Origin of the sequence: Pseudidiomarina woesei (genome assembly GCF_001418345.1) — a bacterium.
GTDB classification, from domain to species: Bacteria; Pseudomonadota; Gammaproteobacteria; order Enterobacterales; family Alteromonadaceae; genus Pseudidiomarina; species Pseudidiomarina woesei.
Map to the genome: position 1 here is coordinate 198,886 of NZ_LIPW01000004.1, position 19,625 is coordinate 218,510.

The window sequence follows — 19,625 nt, forward strand, 5'->3', positions numbered from 1 at the left end:
ACAGTTATGAGCAATTCCACCACCCAATCATTTCGTCTGTTGGGCGAACGAGTCATTGATATCGAAACAGCCGCGGTGAGCGGCTTGAAACGCTTTTTGAATGACAGTTTTGAGCAAGCCTGTGAATTGTTGTTAGCCTGTGCCGGGCGCGTCATTGTCATTGGCATGGGTAAATCGGGACATATTGGCGGTAAAATTGCCGCCACACTTGCCTCAACCGGCACCCCGGCCTTCTTTGTTCACCCCGGTGAGGCTAGCCATGGTGATTTAGGCATGATCACCGCCCAAGACGTTGTTTTGGCCATTTCTAATTCAGGTGAAACGGGTGAGCTGCTTGCCATAGCGCCGCTTATTAAGCGTCGTGGTGTTAAATTGATCAGCATGACCGGCAACCCTAATTCAACCTTAGCCGATATTGCCGATGTGCATGTGTGCATTGCAGTTGAACAAGAAGCTTGCCCGTTGGGGCTAGCACCCACATCATCAACCACCGCCACATTAGTTATGGGTGATGCACTAGCCGTGGCGCTATTGAATGCACGTGGTTTTACTGCAGATGACTTCGCCATGTCGCACCCTGGCGGCAGCTTAGGCCGTCGGTTGCTATTGCATATTCACGATATTATGCACAGTGGCGAGCGCATTCCACTAGTGCCCGAACAGGCAACCATTTCCGAAGCCCTACTTGAAATGTCACGCAAGGGTTTAGGTATGACTGGCGTGACGGATAGCCAAGGCAAATTAGCAGGAATATTTACCGATGGTGATTTGCGCCGCATTTTAGACCAGCGCATGGACTTACACACTACTGCTATTGCCAAGGTCATGACCCGCAATCCAGTCACTATAGGTCCAGATGTTTTGGCTGCCCAAGGTTTGAAGCTAATGGAAGATCGCAAAATCAACGGGTTGTTTGTCACTGACAAAAACGGCATAGCGCAAGGCGCATTAAATATGCATGACTTGCTTAAAGCGGGGGTTATGTAATGACGCTTAACAACTGCGAATATATCAGTACTTGGTATGGCGATATTGCGCAACCGTTATTCGAGCGTTTTACCACTATAAAACTAGTGGTATGCGATGTTGATGGCGTTTTTTCTGACGGTCGTATTTACTTAGGGAATAGCGGTGAAGAACTCAAAGCTTTTCATACGCGCGATGGTTTTGGCGTAAAAGCTCTCATTAATGCTGGTATTGAAGTGGCTGTGATTACTGGGCGGCGTTCGGCAATTGTTGAAAATCGTATGACGGCATTGGGGGTAAAACATATTTTCCAAGGTCAAGAAGACAAACTAAGCAGCTTTGAAAGCCTCGCTAACTCGCTTGGTTTTGCGACGCACGAAATAGCCGCTATTGGTGATGACATTCCTGATTTAGACATGCTAAAAGCCAGCGGTTTAGCTGTAGCAGTACAAGACGCCCACCCGTTTGTGCAACAGCATGCACAGTATGTCACGGCGCAGCGTGGCGGATTTGGCGCGGTACGTGAACTTAGCGATCTTATTCTTATGGCGCAAGGCCAATTGCAATTACACGGAGGCGTTAGCCTGTGAACCGTAACTTGGTGCTGATTATTAGCGGAATTTTTGTCATCGCAGCACTGCTATTTTGGCGGCCATTTGCCGACAACAATGATGAGCAAGAGCAACAAGGCTACCGCGAAATAAAACCTGACTTTACCGCACAGGGTTTAATCGTGAGGGTTTATGATGCCAATGGCGAGCTCGATCACCGTATTGCGGCCGACGAAATGACTCACTATAGCCCCATCGGTTTAACCGAGCTTACTGCGCCTACCTATATAACGCAGATAGATGACCAGGGGGCGCTGTGGCAGGTGCAGGCAGAGCAAGGCTCATTTTATGCCGATAAAAGTTTGGTTTTAGAACGAAATATTGAGATGATCAGTCTCTCTGCTACAGAATTTATTGAACGTATTGAAACGAGTTACCTGACTATTGATACATTGCAAGAAACTGTAGAAACTGAGCAGCCGGTGGTCATTTATGGCCGCGATTTTACGGTAAAAGGCGAAGGTATGCGCGCTGATATGCGCGCTCAAACATTGGAAATGACACGACATGTTGAAACAATTTATACTGGTCGTAGCCCTGCTCGCCCTTAGTGCTGTTGCCGCTAGCGTGGCACAAGCACAAGGTCGTGACGACTTTAACAAACCTATTCAAATAAATGCCGAAAGCGATTGGTTTGACGTGGCGAATAAAATTGCAGTGTTTGAAAACAACGTTGTTATTCAGCAAGGGACGTTACAAATTCGTGCTGACCACTTAGAAGTCAAACGCGGTGACGACCAATCTGATGTATTTACCGCAACTGGCACCCCTGCTGTTTACCAACAGCAATTAGATGATGGCTCGCCAATTTCAGCCGAAGCCAATAGCATTAGTTATGACCAAGCAAAGCAAATTTTAACCTTGTCGGGCAACGTCAAAGTTTCACAAAATAACAGTGTCGTGCAGGGCAGTGAGATTATCTATAATTTTGCCACCCAACAGATGACAGCAAATCGTGGTGAGTCTGACAGCGACCGCGTCACTACCATATTTATGCCAAAGAAAAAGAGCGACAATAATAATGAGCCGACTAATCGCTGAGCATTTAGCTAAGTCATACAAAAGCCGACAAGTGGTGAAAGACGTCAGCTTAACAGTTGAGTCGGGGCAAATTATTGGATTGCTCGGCCCCAATGGTGCCGGCAAAACAACCACGTTCTACATGATTGTAGGTTTGGTCAATAATGACAAAGGCCGCATCATGATTGATGACCAAGACATTTCATTGCTACCTATGCATGAACGAGCACGACGAGGAATTGGTTATTTACCGCAAGAGTCGTCAATTTTCCGCAAGCTCACCGTGCGTGACAATATCATGGCCATTCTTGAAACTCGTAAAGACCTCGATGCGAACGGACGAGAAGAGCGCCTTGATGGGTTGCTAGAAGAATTTCATATCGGTCATATTGCTAATAGCCTAGGTATGAGCTTGTCGGGCGGGGAGCGACGCCGGGTTGAAATTGCACGCGCCCTTGCTGCTGACCCAGCATTTATTCTGTTAGACGAACCCTTTGCTGGGGTCGACCCCATTTCGGTTTTAGACATTAAAAAAATTATCGAGCATCTGCGCAATCGCGGCATTGGCGTTTTAATTACCGATCACAACGTTCGGGAAACTCTATCTGTGTGCGAACATGCTTATATAGTTAGCCACGGGGAGTTGATTGCCAGTGGTGACGCCCATACCATCTTAAATAATCAACACGTTAAAGATGTTTATTTAGGTGAGCAGTTCACCTTGTAGGTGGTGGTATGAAACAAAGCCTGCAGTTTAAATTTTCACAACAGCTGTCAATGACACCGCAGCTGCAACAAGCAATTAAACTGCTGCATTTATCCACGCTTGAGTTACAGCAAGAAATTCAACAAGCGTTAGACGAAAATCCGCTGCTGGAACTTGAGCAAAACGACGCCGAGGGCGAAACTTCAGTTATTGAAGACAATGACCCGTGGGAGCAGTCCTGTTCGGCGGCGCTCGGCCAATCAGCCGCCGTTTACGACGGCGAGGATGCGGTTTATCAAGGCGAAACTCAACAAACGCTGCAGGACCATTTAATTTGGCAAATGCAGTTGTCTCATTTTACTTCAACAGATGAATTAATTGCCTTGTCAATTATCGATGCGATTGACGACAGCGGTTATTTAACAGTTAGCCTTGATGATATTCTGCGCGCCGTAAATCAACAAACCGATGAAACCATTGAAGCCGACGAAGTTGCTGTGGTGCTTAAACGCATTCAACACTTTGACCCTATCGGCGTTGGGGCGCGTGACGTTGGTGAGTGCTTACTGCTACAGCTTCAGCAATTAGCTGAGGATACCCCATGGCGAGAGCAAGCAGTGCTTATCGTACGTGAGTATTTGGCGTTATTAGGTACTCGCGATTATCGTACTTTAGCGCGTAAATTGCGCGTATCCGAGCCAGAGCTAAGCGCGGTCATCGAGCTCATTCAAACGCTGCAGCCACGCCCTGGTGAAGGCTTCGGCACCACCGACGATGACTATGTGATTCCTGACGTGTTGGTGCGCAAAAAAAATAATCGTTGGACCGTTGAGCTAAATCCGCAAAGTGTGCCTAAACTAAAGGTAAATGAGAGCTACATGCAACTTTGCCAAGGAACGCGACAAACCGACGACATGCACTATATTCGCCAGCAAACCCAAGACGCCAAATGGTTTATTAAAAGCCTAGAAAGCCGCAACGAAACACTTTTGAAAGTAGCCAGCGCTATTGTTCTGCGCCAGCAAGGGTTCTTTGAGCATGGTGAAGAAGCCATGAAACCCATGGTACTTGCAGATATTGCAACTGCAGTAGACATGCATGAGTCAACTATTTCGCGAGTAACCACGCAAAAGTATATGCATTCACCGCGCGGTGTGTTTGAATTGAAGTACTTCTTCTCAAGTCAGTTAAACACTGACAATGGCGGAGAAGCTTCATCAACGGCCATACGTGCGTTGCTGAAAAAACTAGTTGCTGCGGAAAACCCTAAAAAGCCGCTGAGTGACAGCAAATTGACTGAACTCCTCGCTGAACAGGGTATCCAAGTAGCTAGACGGACCATTGCGAAGTATCGTGAGGCGCTAAATATCCCGCCCTCGAGTCAACGCAAACGTCTTATCTGAATCTTGGACAAAAGAAGGAAGATGTTATGCAAATTAATCTGACTGGTCATCATGTAGAAATCACTGACGCGCTACGCGAGTATGTTGATACTAAATTTAGTAAGCTAGAACGCCACTTTGACCATATAAATAACGTCCATGTCATTTTAAATGTTGAAAAGTTAACGCAAAAAGCGGAAGCTACGCTCCATTTGAATGGCGGCGAGGTTTTCGCTGATTCGGAGCACCAAGACATGTATGCCGCCATAGACGGGCTGATTGACAAACTTGATCGGCAGGTTATTAAGCATAAAGAAAAGATGAAACGCCACTAAATCATGGATTTATCCACTTTGTTAAGCCCCGACTGCACACGTCGTGCAGTCGACGGCTCAAGTAAAAAGAAAGTACTTGAGCTCATTGGCCAACTGGCCGCCACTCGTTTGTCAGGCACCACCAGCTTTGACGTGTTCGAGAGCCTGCTGAACCGGGAGCGGCTCGGCAGTACTGGCATTGGCTTGGGTGTTGCGATTCCACACGGTCGCTTAAGTTCAGCCAATAAGCCTGTTGCTATTCTCATGACGCTACAAGAGCCCATTGACTTTGATGCCATTGACAATCAACCGGTGGATATAATTTTTGCGTTATTAGTGCCAGAAGATCAGCACGAGCAGCATTTACAAACTCTCGCGGCAGTTGCTCAACGTTTGAATGACAAAAATTGCACTCGAGCGTTACGCGACGCAGACAGCGATCAGGAACTCTACAACATCTTTACGGGGTAGCCAGTAACAATGCAGTTGATTATCGTCACAGGCCGTTCTGGCTCAGGTAAAACGATTGCACTAAGAGTCCTTGAAGACTTAGGATACTACTGTGTCGATAATATTCCGATTACGTTACTGCCGACACTTGTTCACGCGGTTATTGAGCAATACGACAAAGTTGCCGTAAGTGTCGACGTGCGCAACCTACCCGCTGATCAAAACGATTTAACCGAAGCACTCGACTTTTTACCCAGTAAAATCCAACCTGAAATTCTTTATATAGACTCATCAGATAGCGTGTTACTGCGTCGTTTCGGTGAAACTCGTCGCTTACACCCTCTGTCACTTAACGAACTACCGTTAGCCGATGCCCTAGCAACAGAAGCTGCTATGCTTGAGCCCTTAGCTGAGCGAGCGACCTGGCGTATTGATAGTAGCGACTTGAGTGTGCACCAACTTAGCGAACAAGTTTCCGAGCGAGTGTTAGGTAAAGCAGCTTCACGTTTAATCGTCGTTTTTCAGTCTTTTGGCTACAAATATGGTTTACCTCCAGACCTAGACTACGCCTTTGATGCGCGAATTTTACCCAACCCACATTGGGAGCCTGAGTTGAAGCCGCTAACGGGCAAAGACCCTGCCGTGCAACATTTTTTTGCGCAACAACCACTGGTGACCAAGTTTATTCACCAACTCGAAGTGTTTTTAGAAACCTGGCTCCCGTACTTTCAGCGTAGCAATCGTAGCTATTTAACTATTGGTATTGGTTGCACCGGGGGCCAACACCGCTCGGTTTATATTGCTGAACAATTAGCCCAACGCTTTGCTGAGCAACCTTTCAAAGTACAGGTTCGCCACCGCGAAGCTAGCCGCCACAAGAAGTGAGATTGACCGTGTCTGATGTTGTTCGCCGTACCGTCACTATTCGTAACAAACTTGGTTTGCACGCGCGCGCCGCAACCAAGCTCGCCAAACTAAGCCACCAGTTTCAAGCGAAAGTTCAGATTGTACAGGGCGAACAACAAGTCGATGCTTCAAGCGTTATGTGTTTATTGCTACTGGCAAGCGGTCAGGGACGGGAAATTGACGTCGTTGCACAAGGTGAAGATGCGGTTGAGGCCGTGGATGCAATTGCGAACTTAATTGAATCACGCTTTGACGAAGAGCAATGATGCGGTAAACTTCTCAAATTATTGAGGGGTTTATCTATGCTAGCTGAAGTTGCCGACAAAGAATTTGCCGAACAACGCATTCAGGAAGTTTCTGAATCGTTAGCCCGTGGCATGTTCGTACAGGCGCGCCGCCAGCTACACAACCTACCCGCTTGGGATGTCGCCCTCCTATTAGAATCATCGCCACCTAAAGCGCGTGCCATTATTTGGCAGTTAGTCGATGCCGATGAGCACGGCGATATTCTTGAAGAACTCTCTGAAGAAGTTCAAAAATCGGTTATTCGCCAAATGGCGCCGGAAAAACTCGCGGCCGCCACCGAAGGCATGGACACCGATGACTTAGCGTACGTTCTACGTGGCTTGCCAGAGCAAGTTTACCAAGAAGTACTGAAGTCAATGGACGAGCAGGACCGTCAACGGGCCGAGCAAGCTTTGTCATACGCCGAGGAAACCGCCGGCGGTATGATGAATACCGACACTATTACCTTGCGCCCAGACGTTACCATTGACGTGGTTCTGCGTTACCTTCGTTTAAAAGGTGAGCTGCCAGAAGCAACCGACAAATTATATGTGGTAGACCGCGACGACAAATTCATTGGTGAAATTGGCATTAGCCGCTTGCTCACTGTTGACCCCAGTAAGCTGGTGCAAGATGTGATGGACCCTGACATTCAGGGCATTAACGTTGACATGGACGAAGTGGAAGTTGCCAAACTGTTTGAACGCCAAGACTGGATTTCAGCACCGGTTATCGATGACGAGAACCGTCTACTTGGTCGAATTACCATTGATGACGTGGTTGATATTATTCGCGAAGACGCACAACACTCCATGTTGAGCATGGCCGGTTTAGATGACGACGAAGATACCTTCGCGCCGGTTTTAAAAAGTACCCGTCGCCGCAGCGTTTGGCTAGGGGTAAACTTGATCACCGCGCTGTTAGCTGCAGCCGTAAGCTCCATGTTTGAAGATATTTTGGCGCAAATGGCCATATTGGCTATTTTGAATACCATTGTACCTAGCATGGGTGGTATTGCCGGTTCACAAACGCTCACGCTGGTTATACGGGGTATGGCACTGGGCCACATTGGTACCAGTAACCAACGCTGGCTAATTGGTAAAGAACTAGCCATCGGCGCGCTGAACGGTGTCATTTGGGCAATTATTGTTGCCGGCGTGGTGGCCTTATGGAAACAAGACTTGGTTATTGGCGGTATTATTGCCTTCGCCATGATGGCCAACTTACTTGCCGCTGGCTTAGCCGGTGTTACCGTGCCGCTTATTTTGAAGCGCTTTAATATTGACCCCGCGCTAGCCGGCGGGGTCATTCTCACCACAGTCACCGATGTGGTTGGTATATTCGCATTTCTTGGTACCGCAACCCTTATGCTTGGGTAATTCTTGCTGGGGTAACTTACACCCCAGCAATTCGCATTTCTTCAAGCAATACCGAGCCGGTGCGTACACCGTGTCGCAAGTCGACATCACCCGATATCGCCACAATATTGCGCAGCATATCTTTTAAGTTGCCAGCGATAGTGATTTCTTCAACTGGGTATTTAATTTCACCGTTTTCCACCCAAAAGCCGGCGGCGCCACGTGAGTAATCACCATTAACGATGTTGACCCCTTGGCCCATCAGCTCGGTCACCAATAGCCCGGTACCCATTTGGCGGCATAACGCTTGTAAGTCTGGTACTTGCGAGCTTACTTCCCAGGTATGAATGCCACCGGCATGCCCGGTTGGGCTCATACCGAGCTTGCGCGCTGAGTAACTGGTGAGTAGATAGGTTTGCAATACGCCATCACGAATAATATCACGCTCGTGTGTTGCTAAACCTTCATGATCAAACGGGCTGCTGGCCAAGGCGCCACGCAAGTGCGGCCGCTCAGTTACCGTCAGCCACTCTGGCAATACTTGCTTACCTAGATGATCAACTAGAAAGCTTGATTTGCGATATAAACTACCGCCACTAATACCTGCGACTAAATGGCCAAACAGACTATTAGCTACGTCTGAACGAAAAATAACTGGAACTTTGGCAGTGGCAATTTTTTGCCCGTCTAAACGCGCTATAGTCGACTGTACGGCGTCTTCGGCTACCTGAGCGGGTGACCATAGGTCGTCACGGTTTCGTGCCACAGAATAGCTGTAGTCACGTTGCATGGCATCGCCGCTTTTGGCAATTAACGAACAGCTTAGACTATGTCGTGACTGCAAATAGCCGGCCACAAAGCCATGACTATTGCCATAAACACGATAGCCCACGTGACTACTGTAGCCGGCGCCGTCTGAATTTACGATGCGAGGGTCCAACTGCAGTGCGTGCTGCTCACAAGCCAAAGCTTGCTCGAGCGCAAACTCGGCACTTTGGTCAGCTGGGTGACACAAGTCGAGATCCGGAATATCGGTTGCCATTAACTCGGCCGGCGCTAGTCCAGCAAACGGGTCAGGCGAGGTAAAACGTGCAATATCATTGGCTTTTTCAACCGCAGCGCGAATGGCATTCGCCGTCAAATCAGTAGTCGACGACGACCCCTTCTGTTGACCTCGGAACACGGTAATTCCCAATGCACCATCTTGGTTAAACTCAACCGTTTCAACCTCACCAAGCCGAGTACCTACGTTGATACCGCTGCTGCGGCTCATGGCACACTCGGCCGCGCTCACGCCGAGTTTTTCAGCATATTTAATGGCGTCGGCTACGGCTTGTTCAACGTCATGAAGGTCGTGTTTTAGTGCATTAATATCAGGAATCATTACCTCTCCTTTGAAAACCAAGGACGCTATCAGCTATTGGATATTAGATATCAGCTAACATTGCTCACGCGCTTCTAAGATCTAATATCCAATAGCTAATATCGCTTTTGTATTTTACAATTCGCGCAAACCATAGGGGTCTGTTATGAGCGAAATTGAACGCGACGACGATATCGTCAGCAAATCTGAACTAAAACGTGCCGCCGAGCAGCAACAACAACTTGGCGAGCAACTGGTTAGCCTTGCCGAGGGCAAGCTGGCCAAAATTCCACTCGACGAGGAACTGCTTGATGCCATTTTATTGGCGCAGCGTATTCGCAATACGCGCGAAGGCTATCGACGCCAGTTACAACTGATTGGCAAAATGATGCGCAATCGCGATACTGGGCCTATTCAGCAAGCGCTAAGCGAGCTTGAAAATGCACACCATGCGCAAAATGCCGTATTTCATGCGCTTGAAAAGCATCGTGACCAAATTTTGGCGCAAGGCGACGACGCTATTCAGCAATTTATTGATGCCTACCCGCATGCTGACCGCCAGAAGCTACGCCAGCTATATCGTCAAGCGAACAAACAAAGCCAACAAGGCAAGCCACCAACTGCGGCGCGCGAATTATTTAAGTATTTACGTGAGGTGGCCACCGTTTAATCAGTGCCACCTACTGTTAGGGCATCTAGTTTCAAAGTTGGCTGCCCTACTCCAACAGGCACGCTTTGCCCGTCTTTGCCGCACACGCCGACGCCTTGATCAAGCTCTAAGTCGTGACCAACCATTGACACTTGGCGCATTGCGTCAGGGCCATTACCAATCAATGTTGCACCCTTTACGGGCGCGGTGATTTTACCGTCTTCAATTAGATAAGCTTCTGACGCTGAAAAGACGAACTTGCCAGAGGTGATATCAACTTGTCCACCGGCAAAATGCGGCGCGTAAATACCTTTTTTCACACTCTTGATAATTTCTTCTGGGTCATGTTCGCCAGCTAACATATAGGTGTTGGTCATGCGCGGCATTGGCAAGTGCGCATAGCTTTCGCGACGGCCATTGCCGGTTGGGTCAACGCCCATAAGCCGAGCATTCAACTTGTCTTGCATGTAACCAACTAAGCGGCCTTTTTCAATCAGTACGTTATAGCCGGCCTGCGTGCCTTCATCGTCAATAGCCAGCGAGCCGCGACGATCATTGATAGTGCCGTCATCAACAATAGTGCAAAGTTCAGACGCGACCATTTCACCAATTTTGCCGGCATAGGCTGAAGCGCCCTTGCGGTTAAAGTCGCCTTCAAGCCCATGACCAACGGCTTCATGTAGTAATACGCCAGGCCAACCAGCGCCAAGTACAACCGGCATAGTACCCGCCGGCGCTGGACGTGCTTCTAAGTTAACTAGAGCTTGGCGTACGGCTTCATCGGCAAAGCTTTTCCAACGGGGCTGGTCACCAATAATTTGCGAGAAATACAGATAATCCACTCGTGCGCCACCACCTGCACTGCCGCGTTCACGGCGGCCATTTTGTTCAACGAGCACGGTGCAGTTTACGCGCACTAAAGGCCGAATATCGGTTGCAAAAGTGCCGTCGGTAGCTGCTATTAACACTTCGTCGTAACTACCACTAATGCTTGCAATAACCTCAACTACGCGGCTATCTAAGCTACGCGCGTAAGCGTCCATTTCGCGGAGTAAATCAATCTTCGCTTGTTCGTTTAAACTTGCTAATGGGTTAACGGCAGCGTAACGCACCACATTTGGCGCAGCACGAAATGCTTGAACCTGCTTGTTGGCGCCAGCTTGACTAATTCCTCGGGCGGCGGCAGCGGCTTGTTGTAATGCTTGCGGCGAAATATCGTCGGCGTAGGCAAAACCGGTTTTTTCACCATGTACGGCACGTACACCAAGGCCTGCTTCAATATGAAAGCTTCCCTCTTTGACAATGCCATCTTCAAGCACCCAAGACTCGTTAATACTGCTTTGTAAATATATATCAGCGAAATCAATGTCGCCGGTGTACAACTGGTGTAGCGAACGATGCAGGGCATCGGCATCCAGTTGATATTGCGTGAGAAGATTATCTTGTACGCTTTGTGCTTGCATGAAGAACCTTTTGACTACTTTGAATATGTTGCGCCACCGGAATATCGCGGCGAATCGGGTCGAGTTCGTGCATATCGGCAACGTTACTGACTAGTTGAGTTTTCAAGTCAGTTGCTTCTGCTAATATGCGGCCCCAGCCATCAATAACAAGGGCATGCCCATAAGTTTCTCGACCATTGGCATGCTCACCAACTTGTGCCGCAGCCACCATAAAACATTGCTGTTCAATGGCCCGGGCGCGGGTCAGCACATGCCAGTGCGCCTGACCAGTCACCTGAGTAAATGCAGAAGGCAGCACCAAAATATCAGCACCCTTAGTTCGCAACGCGCGGAATAACTCAGGAAAGCGCACATCATAGCATACCGCCAAGCCTAAGGTGCCGAATTCCGTGTCTACGGTCACTACCTCGTTGCCGGGCGAAGTCCAGTGCGATTCACGGTAACTGCGCGTGTTATCGGCAACATCAACATCAAACAAATGTATCTTGTTATACCGCGCAACACAGTCGCCCTTAGGGTTAAACACCAAACTTGCGGCGGTAAACTTGTCTGCTTCTGGGCTATCAATAATAGGCATAGTGCCGGCAACTAGCCAAATACCATGCTGTTTGGCTAACGCCGCAAGCCGTTGTTGTAGCGGCCCCGCTTTGAACTGTTCAGCAAGCTCTCGCTGACGCTGGTCGCCTGCACCAAAACATAAACAGGCTTCGGGCAACACCACCAGCTGTGGCCGCTGTGGTGGTAGCTGAGTTAAAAGCTGTTCAATTGTTTTCAGGTTGTCTTGTGGGCTCGCGCTGCTGGTCATTTGAAGCGCCGTCAGTACCACTTTGCGGTTGTTCGTTGTTGGACTGGTTAGGGTCGACATTGTCACGTACCTCCGGTGGTATTGGCGCTGCTCGGCTATCGCGCGCCACCTCTTTAATGGTTGGATCATCCATGGTGCCTGAAATTTCATATTCAAGCCGGCTAATAACCTTAGCATCATGCAGCATGCGGTCAATCACCAAGGCAGCTAAACCAGAAGGCGGATTAATCATCCATGCCAAAATAACTGGCAAGCTCGATGTCACTTTCGGCACAAATTGTAAGTCATAATCTAGCTGTCGGGTTATTAGGTTCGTACTGCCTTTCACTTCCATATCACCGGCGGCGCCATTGAGTTGTGTATTACTGGTATTCACAATGCCGCTTGCAATATTAAAGTCACCCGAGAAATTGGTGTAGAACAAGCCATTGGCGAAAACGTCACGAAAATCAAAGCGCAGCTTACGTAATATGCCATCAAGACTTAACAGTGAAAACAGTCGCGCACCTCGGTCACTCACTTCGTTTAAATAGCCTTGACCCAAATTCCATTTCACCGTTCCATTAAGTGTTTTCGAGTCGAAGCTGTAGGGAGCAGCAAGAAAACGCAAGTCAAAATCTATTGTTGCGCTACTGTCGCGTACCATTGAAGTCACATTGTAGGTTTCTAAGAATTCACCAAAGTCGGCCGATTTGAACGTGCCTGTAAGGTGCGTTTGCGGGTGTTTTGTGTTGGTTTCTAAAGCCCAACTGCCATTAGCAACGATATCGTGGTTACGATGCTTTGCACTAAAGCGCTCTAACGTTAATACCTTATCAGCCGCACTTAAATGCAAGCTCACTTCGCCTAAATCGTAATTATCAAACTGACAGCGCTGACAGTCTATATAAATATCAGGCAGGCCGGTAAAGCTTTCCGGTGCTTGTCGGGTTGTTGCTTCTGGCGCGGGCGTGTCGGCTTGCTCAATCGTATTTTCTGACGCCGCAATACCTGAGTTTAGTTCAATATAGTCTGCGCGAATCTTTATTGCATTATTGTCTGCTTTATTTGCTTGCCAGATAACGTCCATTAATATTTGTTGTGACTCAATACGAGCCTGCCACCCCTCGGCACTAGGCCATGCAACCGCAGTAACGTCATCAAGGCTTACTACATCGTAATTAAGACTGTCGGTTGTTAGCTGAATAAAGTCGGGGCGCAGTCGTGTCGCCCAAGCCGATGCTGCTGTTTTTTCTGGAATGAGCTGTTGCAGGCTCTGGTAAGTTTGCTGCCAGGCTTCTAAATCCATCTGCTTAATGTTTACATCGACCATAAAACGCGGGTTTAGGCGCACAACGTTTGGGCTTGGTGCTTGGGAGAACTCGTTACCAATGCGCATGTACCCTGACTGCAAAGACTGCTCCTCGCTGTCGAGTTGCAACTCAAGCAATCCAAAGTCGTCAACTTCTGCATTCACTAAAATAGATTCTTGGTCGCCAGACACCATAAGCTGAAAGCTGCCTTCGGTGCCGCTTTCGCGGTAAAAAGGTGCCGGTGCTTGCACGTTGATCTGACGAATATCGGCCGTTTGTTGCCAGCGGAACGCGTAACCCCCTACCGTAGGTAAGCTTAAGTTAAAATTAGCTTGCCAAGGCAGGGCGCCGCTAAGCAATGGTTGGTAGCGCTCAAGTGCCCAATTGCCAACGGCGCTAACATCTACATAGAAATCCTCTTTACGCTGCTCGGTTTTTAGCGTGGCTTCAATTGGAAAGTCATTCCAACGCATGGCAAGGTCATCGCTTTCCACTTTGTCATTACGAAAGCGCACTCGCCCGCTAATGTCCGTAAAGGTTTCGCCTAAGCTCTCCACTTTCATGGTCACATTGCTCAAATCGGCATAGCCTTCAGCCAAAACAGCGGGTGCATCGGTTAACGGAATGGTCAATTGCAATTGGCTCGTTAACGGCCCACTTAGCTGTAGCTCTGTAAATGTGGTGCCTAAACTACCGGCCAACGGGCTATCATTAAAAATTGGTTGTAACTCTGTGGCATTGCCAGCAATGCTAGCTTGAATATCTAGGTAAGCGTCTGGGCCAGATAAAATATCGGGTATTACCACATCGACACGCTGGGCATTGATGTTAGCGAGCTGCCCGTCGGTTGCGACAATATGCATACGCTCGTTATTGAAATTAACCACCACATTGGCGTCATATACAGGGCGCCAATCGGGCTGAAACTTAAAGTTCATGCCTGTTAGCCGTGCTCGCGCCTCAAATTCACCCTGTTTATTGTGGTAAGGGAAGTCAGCGATGGTGCCGCGCCAGCTCATGGCAAGCTCATGCGCTACACCGTCTTGAATTGCGACGGTTAAATAGTCGTGCAGATTATCTCCCATAACCACCGGCAAATGCTGACGCAGCACCGCAGCTGGAATGGGTTGTTCATTCACGGAGTTAGCACGCGCATTGACCATGACACTGCCGTCAACTGGCTGCAACCGTGCTTGAAAAGCAATGGGTAACCCCTCAAGTTCTATGCGGCTACCTGGTGCAATATACAATTGCCAGTCTTGCTGGTTATGCCAGACAAAATCGCCTGACACATTAATATAGGGTAACGCCCAAGCGTCATCATAATCTAACGCGTCACTTTGAAACGACGCATTGTTACCGTCTAGGCGCCAGGTAAGACGATTTTCTTGCCCTTGCAAGCTCAGGTTAACATTCGTTAGCCCAGGTACCCCTGCTATCTGCCCCCAGCTAAGTTGCTCACCCTTAGCGAACCAACGCAATGGCTGTTCTAGACTTTGTTGCAAAGCAATATCCATAGTGCCCTGCGCAGAGCGGTTGGCTAATTGCTCACTGACGGCTGCTCCTTCACTGCCTAGCAGGTTCAAAAGTTCCAGCATTGGAGCCAAAGGCACATCAACAAAACTCATTGCTGTTGAGCGCGGTGTTTGTTCCCAACTGAACGTCGGCAGTATCCAGCTGTCGTTATTGTGCTCAATCGTGAGAGGGTTTGAGTTAACACGCCAGCCACTGTTGCCATATGGGCGCAGCTTTAACTCGCCGTGTGGTATACGAAGTGAGTGCTGGTCTTGACCAACTTGCCAAGTAAGTGCTTGCTCACCTAGCTGTAGCAACCCTTCTGTAAACTGATTTTGGGCGAAGTTTAGCCACAAATGAAGGTTAAACTCAGCTTGATTTATTTGTGTGTCAACAACCTGTTGCTGTACCCAGGGTGAGATATCAAGTTTATGTGCGTTCACATAAACTTGCCCCGTTAGCGCGCTAACATCATTGCCTTTAATATCAATAATAAAGTCGAGGGTGTTGTCGGTTACTTCAGAGAATGTCAGCGTACCCACGCCTTGGTGGCGCTGCTCTCGGTTCATCCAACGCAAGTCTTGAATGTCTATCGCTCGCTGAATACCGAGTAGATTTACCAATTCAATGGTGCTGTCTGTCACCTCAATGTGATCTAGTTGATTCAGCAGTAAATTGGTTAAGTTATCCGATAGGACAATGCCGCTGCTGGCATCATCTAATTCGGCGTCACGCATATCGTAATGCAGCACCAGTTGGTCTAACTGCACTTGGTCATACTGCAATGATAACGAGCCGGCGCTTTGCCAAAAGTTCAACAAAATACGGGCTTGTTCAATATCGACTCGCGTGGCTTTGTCAGCTGCGGGCTGAACGCGTAACTGATGCAGCACTAACTCTGGGCCATTACGCCCCCAATCGGCACTAATACTGCCAAGTGAGGCCTCAACCCGAAAGCGCTCCTTAAAAATATTCTCTAGCTGATCAGTCACATCAGGCAATTGTGGCAGCAGATAGCGTAACGCGCTAATAAATAACGCGAATAGCACCAGTACAATCGCAAAGCTATAAAGTACCGTTTTGTATATGAACCCAAACGTTCGTTGCATAATGGCTCTATCTGAAACTACATCATCACTACATCAAACTGCTCTTGATGATACAGCGGTTCGACCAGCACCTTTACTTGTTTGCCAATAAAAACCTCAAGCTCTGCCAACGCATGCGACTCTTCGTTTAACAGCATCTCGGTAACCGCAGCTGAAGCGTAGACCATGAAATGATCGGCTGCGTAGGCCCGGTTTACTCTAACAATCTCACGCATGACTTCATAACACACGGTTTCTACCGTTTTCATAGAGCCACGCCCGCTGCAAACCGGACACTCTGAACACAAAACATGCTCTAAACTTTCACGTGTGCGTTTACGCGTCATTTCGACAAGACCGAGGGTAGTAAAGCCGTTAATTGAGGTTTTGGCACGGTCTTTGGCGAGCGCTTGCTCTAGGCTATGCAACACGCGGCGACGATGATCGCTATTTTGCATGTCGATAAAGTCAATGATGATAATGCCGCCAAGGTTACGTAAACGTAGCTGCCGTGCAATGGCTTGAGTTGCTTCTATGTTGGTGTTGAATATGGTTTCTTCAAGATTGCGATGACCGACAAAACCACCGGTATTAATATCAATGGTGGTCATGGCCTCGGTTTGGTCAATAATAATTGAACCACCCGATTTCAATTCAACTTTGCGATCAAGCGCACGCTGCACTTCGTTTTCAACATCAAACAAGTCAAAAATTGGGCGCTCACCAGCATAATATTCCAAGGCGTCAGTAAGCTCAGGAATAAACTCTTTCACGAACTCACTAAGCAAGTCATAAGTGACGCGTGAGTCCACCCGTATACGCTCAATTTGCTCGCCCACAAAGTCACGCAAAATACGGCACGACAAGTTGAGGTCTTCATACACCAAGCCAATTTTGCGCATGCCTTTGCGCCGTTTTTGAATGGTATCCCACAGCCGGCGCAGAAATTTAGCATCGCGCTGTAACTCGTCGTCACTGGCACCTTCGGCGGCGGTGCGCACAATAAAACCGCCTTCTTCGTCGCAATACGGCATAGCCGCTTGCTTTAGGCGGTTACGCTCTTTTTCGTCTTCAATGCGTTGCGAAATGCCCACGTGCGGCGACTGTGGCATGAGTACCATGTAACGCGAAGGAATAGTGATATCTGTTGTTAAACGCGCGCCTTTGGTGCCGAGTGGGTCTTTGACCACCTGCACCAATATCTGCTGCCCTGGTCGCACTAACTGTGCGATATCTGCTACGGGCATGGTGCCATGCGCAATGTCTTCAGCTTGCTCTATTTGTGTAACTATGTCTGAGGCGTGCAAAAATGCGGCTTTTTCTAGCCCAATATCAATAAATGCTGCTTGCATGCCTGGCAAAACGCGCGACACTTTACCCACGTAAACATTGCCAACCAAGCCTCGCTTGGCTTGTCGCTCAATGTGTATTTCTTGCAAAATACCATTTTCAATCAGTGCCACCCGCGTTTCTGTGGGCGTCACGTTCATTAAAATTTCTGCACTCATGGGCGCCCCTCTATGTCATTGATTAACGCAACAATGAGCTGTTCAGTTTCGTACACGGGCAAGCCAACCACAGCAAAGTAGCTGCCCTCAATATGTGTCACAAACTTGGCTGCACGCCCTTGAATACCGTAACCACCTGCTTTGTCATGTGGTTCGCCGGAGCGCCAATAGTCGGCTATTTCTTCACGACTAAGCGGCTTAAACGTTACTTTTGCACCACTAACAACTACTCGCTCAATGCCTTGGCATACTGCCGCAACCGCCGTAATTGCTTGGTGTGTTTGCCCAGACAATTGCTGCATCATGCCGGCAAAGTGCTCAAAGCTTGTTGGCTTTTCAAGTACCTGATTATCTGCCACAACAATAGTGTCGGCGCCTAACACCAGCGCATCAGCGCTAGTTAGCGAAGCCCCTGCACGAGCTTTATCAAGCGCTAGCCGCTTGACGTAATCTGTCGGTAATTCAGTAGCATTACGCTGCTCGACAACGTCAGGACGCACCACAGTAAAGGGCCGGTCAAGCAACTGCAGTAACTCAAATCGGCGTGGTGAGCCAGAAGCTAAAACGAGCGAATTAACGGACAAGGTAGTGCCTCCGATATTTGCGCAAAATTAAATACACCCACGGCCACGCAACGGTTGATGAAATAACTGGGTACAAATAAGCCAGTTGAAATACGGCGTCGTTCAATACATGTTCAAGCTCATAAACAATGACCCGTTTTATCAACACTAACATTGCGATGACAATAGCCTGCTGAGTAAATGAGTAATTGCGAATGCGCTGAAAATGACGAATCGCAGGGTACGCCATAATCAATAGCGCCGTCGCATAAATACCAAACACCGACCCCATGAGAATGTCAGCCACCAAGCCAAGTACCAATACACTTCCCATACCGACGCGATGCGGCAATGCCATCACCCAGTAAATAATCACCAAACTAAGCCAGTCTGGGCGCCACGGTTCCATAAACGCCGGCATTGGCATGACCATGAGAACCAAAGCGACAATATAACTCGCAAGCAGCGGCAGCAAACCTGACTTAATCCACATTGGTGTTCTCCTCGCCCGCACTTGAAGACTTCACTTCATCGTACACCGGAGTTTCAGTAGCTGATGAGGGCCATAACAATAACACTGTGCGTATTCGGTCTAGCTGCGCATAAGGGCGCGCTAAAACGCGCGCATACTGCAAACGTTCATCGCGGTTCAATGAGGTTATTTCAGCTACAGGGTAGCCTTCTGGAAATACGCCACCCAAACCAGAAGACACCAGCTTGTCACCCACCTCGAGTTCACTTGAATGCGGAATATACATCAGCTCTAGCTGCTGCAAGTCGCCCGTGCCACGCGCAAGCACGCGTATGTCATTACGCTCAGCACGCAACGATATTGCATGACTTTGGTCAGAAATAAGCAGAACCCGCGCGGTACCGCGGCCAACACTAATTATCTGCCCCACAATGCCACGATTATCTAATACAGGTTGGCCTTCATAAACACCGTTCGCGCTACCCTTGTTAATCACCACTTGGTGAGAAAATGGGTCGGTTGCTACCGACACCACTTCGGCGGCCATGCGACGGCTTTCTTGACGCACATCAGAGCCCAGTAACTGGCGCAGGCGGTCGTTTTCATTTTCCAGAAAGTTTAATCGCTGCACGGCCATTTCAAGCTCTTGCAGCTGTTGTTTAAGTTGAACGTTTTCTTCGCGAAGCGTGGTGCGCGTGGTAGATAGATAAACGAGGCGGTCGATAACTTCTTGCGGCAGAACGGCTAAATATTGAACTGGGGCTACAACGGTCGATAAAAACGAACGCACCGGCTGCATGGTGTTCAGCCGGTGGTCTAAAAACATCAACGTGGCGGCGCAGATAAGCGCCATAACCAGTCGTGTGAGAAGGGTTGGCCCCCGTTCAAAAAGCGACTTCATGCGGCCGC

Annotated in this window: 20 protein-coding genes; 12 read left to right on the top strand and 8 right to left on the bottom strand. The window is 48.6% G+C overall.

All coding sequences use genetic code 11. From position 1 onward, the window contains the following. The first annotated feature begins 6 nt into the window (after positions 1-6). The 11 genes from ASC40_RS08225 to mgtE are packed head-to-tail and all read left to right on the top strand — an operon-like array spanning position 7 to position 8,019. The gene (locus ASC40_RS08225) at positions 7-987 is read left to right on the top strand and encodes a KpsF/GutQ family sugar-phosphate isomerase (protein WP_055439374.1); all 981 of its coding nucleotides are present in this window, start codon (positions 7-9) and stop codon (positions 985-987) included. Continuing rightward, positions 987-1,556 (top strand): 3-deoxy-manno-octulosonate-8-phosphatase KdsC, encoded by a 570-nt coding sequence (gene kdsC, locus ASC40_RS08230; protein WP_055439322.1) that lies wholly within the window; start codon positions 987-989, stop codon positions 1,554-1,556. Before ASC40_RS08225 ends, kdsC begins: the two co-directional genes overlap by 1 nt. Next, on the top strand, positions 1,553-2,128 hold the full coding sequence (lptC, locus tag ASC40_RS08235; protein ID WP_055439323.1) for an LPS export ABC transporter periplasmic protein LptC: 576 nt from the start codon (positions 1,553-1,555) through the stop codon (positions 2,126-2,128). Before kdsC ends, lptC begins: the two co-directional genes overlap by 4 nt. Further along, entirely contained in the window at positions 2,085-2,618 is a 534-nt protein-coding gene (lptA, locus tag ASC40_RS08240; RefSeq protein WP_055439324.1) for a lipopolysaccharide transport periplasmic protein LptA, read from the top strand. Before lptC ends, lptA begins: the two co-directional genes overlap by 44 nt. After that, complete coding sequence (gene lptB, locus ASC40_RS08245) at positions 2,599-3,324, top strand: LPS export ABC transporter ATP-binding protein (protein ID WP_055439325.1); 726 nt, start codon at positions 2,599-2,601, stop codon at positions 3,322-3,324. Before lptA ends, lptB begins: the two co-directional genes overlap by 20 nt. 8 nt (positions 3,325-3,332) lie before the next feature. After that, positions 3,333-4,706: an RNA polymerase factor sigma-54 gene (locus ASC40_RS08250; RefSeq protein WP_055439326.1), complete on the top strand. Its 1,374-nt coding sequence runs from the start codon at positions 3,333-3,335 to the stop codon at positions 4,704-4,706. Positions 4,707-4,732: 26 nt separating this feature from the next. Then, positions 4,733-5,020, top strand: coding sequence for a ribosome hibernation promoting factor (gene hpf, locus ASC40_RS08255; protein WP_055439327.1), 288 nt, complete (start codon positions 4,733-4,735; stop codon positions 5,018-5,020). A 3-nt stretch (positions 5,021-5,023) separates the two neighbouring features. Next, entirely contained in the window at positions 5,024-5,470 is a 447-nt protein-coding gene (ptsN, locus tag ASC40_RS08260) for a PTS IIA-like nitrogen regulatory protein PtsN (protein ID WP_055439328.1), read from the top strand. A gap of 9 nt (positions 5,471-5,479) precedes the next feature. Then, positions 5,480-6,334, top strand: a complete 855-nt coding sequence (gene rapZ, locus ASC40_RS08265) for an RNase adapter RapZ (protein WP_055439329.1) — start codon at positions 5,480-5,482, stop codon at positions 6,332-6,334. Positions 6,335-6,342: 8 nt separating this feature from the next. Beyond that, positions 6,343-6,621 (top strand): HPr family phosphocarrier protein, encoded by a 279-nt coding sequence (locus tag ASC40_RS08270; RefSeq protein WP_055439375.1) that lies wholly within the window; start codon positions 6,343-6,345, stop codon positions 6,619-6,621. Positions 6,622-6,657: 36 nt separating this feature from the next. Beyond that, positions 6,658-8,019, top strand: coding sequence for a magnesium transporter (gene mgtE / locus ASC40_RS08275; RefSeq protein ID WP_055439330.1), 1,362 nt, complete (start codon positions 6,658-6,660; stop codon positions 8,017-8,019). A gap of 16 nt (positions 8,020-8,035) precedes the next feature. Here mgtE and pmbA read toward each other — a convergent pair whose 3' ends face one another. After that, positions 8,036-9,382, bottom strand: a complete 1,347-nt coding sequence (gene pmbA, locus ASC40_RS08280; protein ID WP_055439331.1) for a metalloprotease PmbA — start codon at positions 9,380-9,382, stop codon at positions 8,036-8,038. Between the two features lie 145 nt (positions 9,383-9,527). Here pmbA and yjgA point away from each other — a divergent pair, with 145 nt between their 5' ends. Continuing rightward, a complete protein-coding gene (gene yjgA, locus ASC40_RS08285) occupies positions 9,528-10,031 on the top strand; it encodes a ribosome biogenesis factor YjgA (RefSeq protein ID WP_055439332.1) in 504 nt (167 codons plus the stop codon). Here yjgA and tldD read toward each other — a convergent pair. From tldD to mreC, 7 genes are read right to left on the bottom strand one after another with little or no spacing between them, the layout of a single operon-like run. After that, a complete protein-coding gene (gene tldD / locus ASC40_RS08290; RefSeq protein ID WP_055439333.1) occupies positions 10,028-11,473 on the bottom strand; it encodes a metalloprotease TldD in 1,446 nt (481 codons plus the stop codon). The two genes, yjgA and tldD, sit on opposite strands and share 4 nt — an antisense overlap. Then, complete coding sequence (locus ASC40_RS08295) at positions 11,448-12,278, bottom strand: carbon-nitrogen hydrolase family protein (protein WP_055439334.1); 831 nt, start codon at positions 12,276-12,278, stop codon at positions 11,448-11,450. The genes tldD and ASC40_RS08295 overlap by 26 nt, the downstream gene beginning before the upstream one ends. Next, positions 12,235-16,194, bottom strand: a complete 3,960-nt coding sequence (locus ASC40_RS08300; RefSeq protein WP_055439335.1) for a YhdP family protein — start codon at positions 16,192-16,194, stop codon at positions 12,235-12,237. The genes ASC40_RS08295 and ASC40_RS08300 overlap by 44 nt, the downstream gene beginning before the upstream one ends. A 17-nt stretch (positions 16,195-16,211) precedes the next feature. Further along, positions 16,212-17,681 carry a ribonuclease G gene (gene rng / locus ASC40_RS08305; RefSeq protein WP_055439336.1) on the bottom strand — a complete coding sequence of 490 codons (1,470 nt, stop codon included), beginning with the start codon at positions 17,679-17,681 and terminating at the stop codon, positions 16,212-16,214. Beyond that, positions 17,678-18,265: a Maf family protein gene (locus ASC40_RS08310; RefSeq protein WP_055439337.1), complete on the bottom strand. Its 588-nt coding sequence runs from the start codon at positions 18,263-18,265 to the stop codon at positions 17,678-17,680. The genes rng and ASC40_RS08310 overlap by 4 nt, the downstream gene beginning before the upstream one ends. Beyond that, on the bottom strand, positions 18,255-18,737 hold the full coding sequence (mreD, locus tag ASC40_RS08315; protein ID WP_055439338.1) for a rod shape-determining protein MreD: 483 nt from the start codon (positions 18,735-18,737) through the stop codon (positions 18,255-18,257). The genes ASC40_RS08310 and mreD overlap by 11 nt, the downstream gene beginning before the upstream one ends. Beyond that, a complete protein-coding gene (mreC, locus tag ASC40_RS08320; protein WP_055439339.1) occupies positions 18,727-19,617 on the bottom strand; it encodes a rod shape-determining protein MreC in 891 nt (296 codons plus the stop codon). The genes mreD and mreC overlap by 11 nt, the downstream gene beginning before the upstream one ends. Between the last annotated feature and the right edge of the window lie 8 nt (positions 19,618-19,625).

What these genes read in the sequence shown, in the direction of transcription:
- ASC40_RS08225 (WP_055439374.1), top strand. Translation starts at nt 7, where the DNA reads ATGAGCAATTCCACCACCCAATCATTTCGTCTGTTGGGCGAACGAGTC.
- rng (WP_055439336.1), bottom strand. Translation starts at nt 17,681, where the DNA reads ATGAGTGCAGAAATTTTAATGAACGTGACGCCCACAGAAACGCGGGTG.
- yjgA (WP_055439332.1), top strand. Translation starts at nt 9,528, where the DNA reads ATGAGCGAAATTGAACGCGACGACGATATCGTCAGCAAATCTGAACTA.
- ptsN (WP_055439328.1), top strand. Translation starts at nt 5,024, where the DNA reads ATGGATTTATCCACTTTGTTAAGCCCCGACTGCACACGTCGTGCAGTC.
- lptB (WP_055439325.1), top strand. Translation starts at nt 2,599, where the DNA reads ATGAGCCGACTAATCGCTGAGCATTTAGCTAAGTCATACAAAAGCCGA.
- kdsC (WP_055439322.1), top strand. Translation starts at nt 987, where the DNA reads ATGACGCTTAACAACTGCGAATATATCAGTACTTGGTATGGCGATATT.
- mgtE (WP_055439330.1), top strand. Translation starts at nt 6,658, where the DNA reads ATGCTAGCTGAAGTTGCCGACAAAGAATTTGCCGAACAACGCATTCAG.
- mreC (WP_055439339.1), bottom strand. Translation starts at nt 19,617, where the DNA reads ATGAAGTCGCTTTTTGAACGGGGGCCAACCCTTCTCACACGACTGGTT.
- mreD (WP_055439338.1), bottom strand. Translation starts at nt 18,737, where the DNA reads ATGTGGATTAAGTCAGGTTTGCTGCCGCTGCTTGCGAGTTATATTGTC.
- tldD (WP_055439333.1), bottom strand. Translation starts at nt 11,473, where the DNA reads ATGCAAGCACAAAGCGTACAAGATAATCTTCTCACGCAATATCAACTG.
- ASC40_RS08250 (WP_055439326.1), top strand. Translation starts at nt 3,333, where the DNA reads ATGAAACAAAGCCTGCAGTTTAAATTTTCACAACAGCTGTCAATGACA.
- ASC40_RS08300 (WP_055439335.1), bottom strand. Translation starts at nt 16,194, where the DNA reads ATGCAACGAACGTTTGGGTTCATATACAAAACGGTACTTTATAGCTTT.
- rapZ (WP_055439329.1), top strand. Translation starts at nt 5,480, where the DNA reads ATGCAGTTGATTATCGTCACAGGCCGTTCTGGCTCAGGTAAAACGATT.
- hpf (WP_055439327.1), top strand. Translation starts at nt 4,733, where the DNA reads ATGCAAATTAATCTGACTGGTCATCATGTAGAAATCACTGACGCGCTA.
- ASC40_RS08295 (WP_055439334.1), bottom strand. Translation starts at nt 12,278, where the DNA reads ATGACCAGCAGCGCGAGCCCACAAGACAACCTGAAAACAATTGAACAG.
- pmbA (WP_055439331.1), bottom strand. Translation starts at nt 9,382, where the DNA reads ATGATTCCTGATATTAATGCACTAAAACACGACCTTCATGACGTTGAA.
- lptA (WP_055439324.1), top strand. Translation starts at nt 2,085, where the DNA reads ATGTTGAAACAATTTATACTGGTCGTAGCCCTGCTCGCCCTTAGTGCT.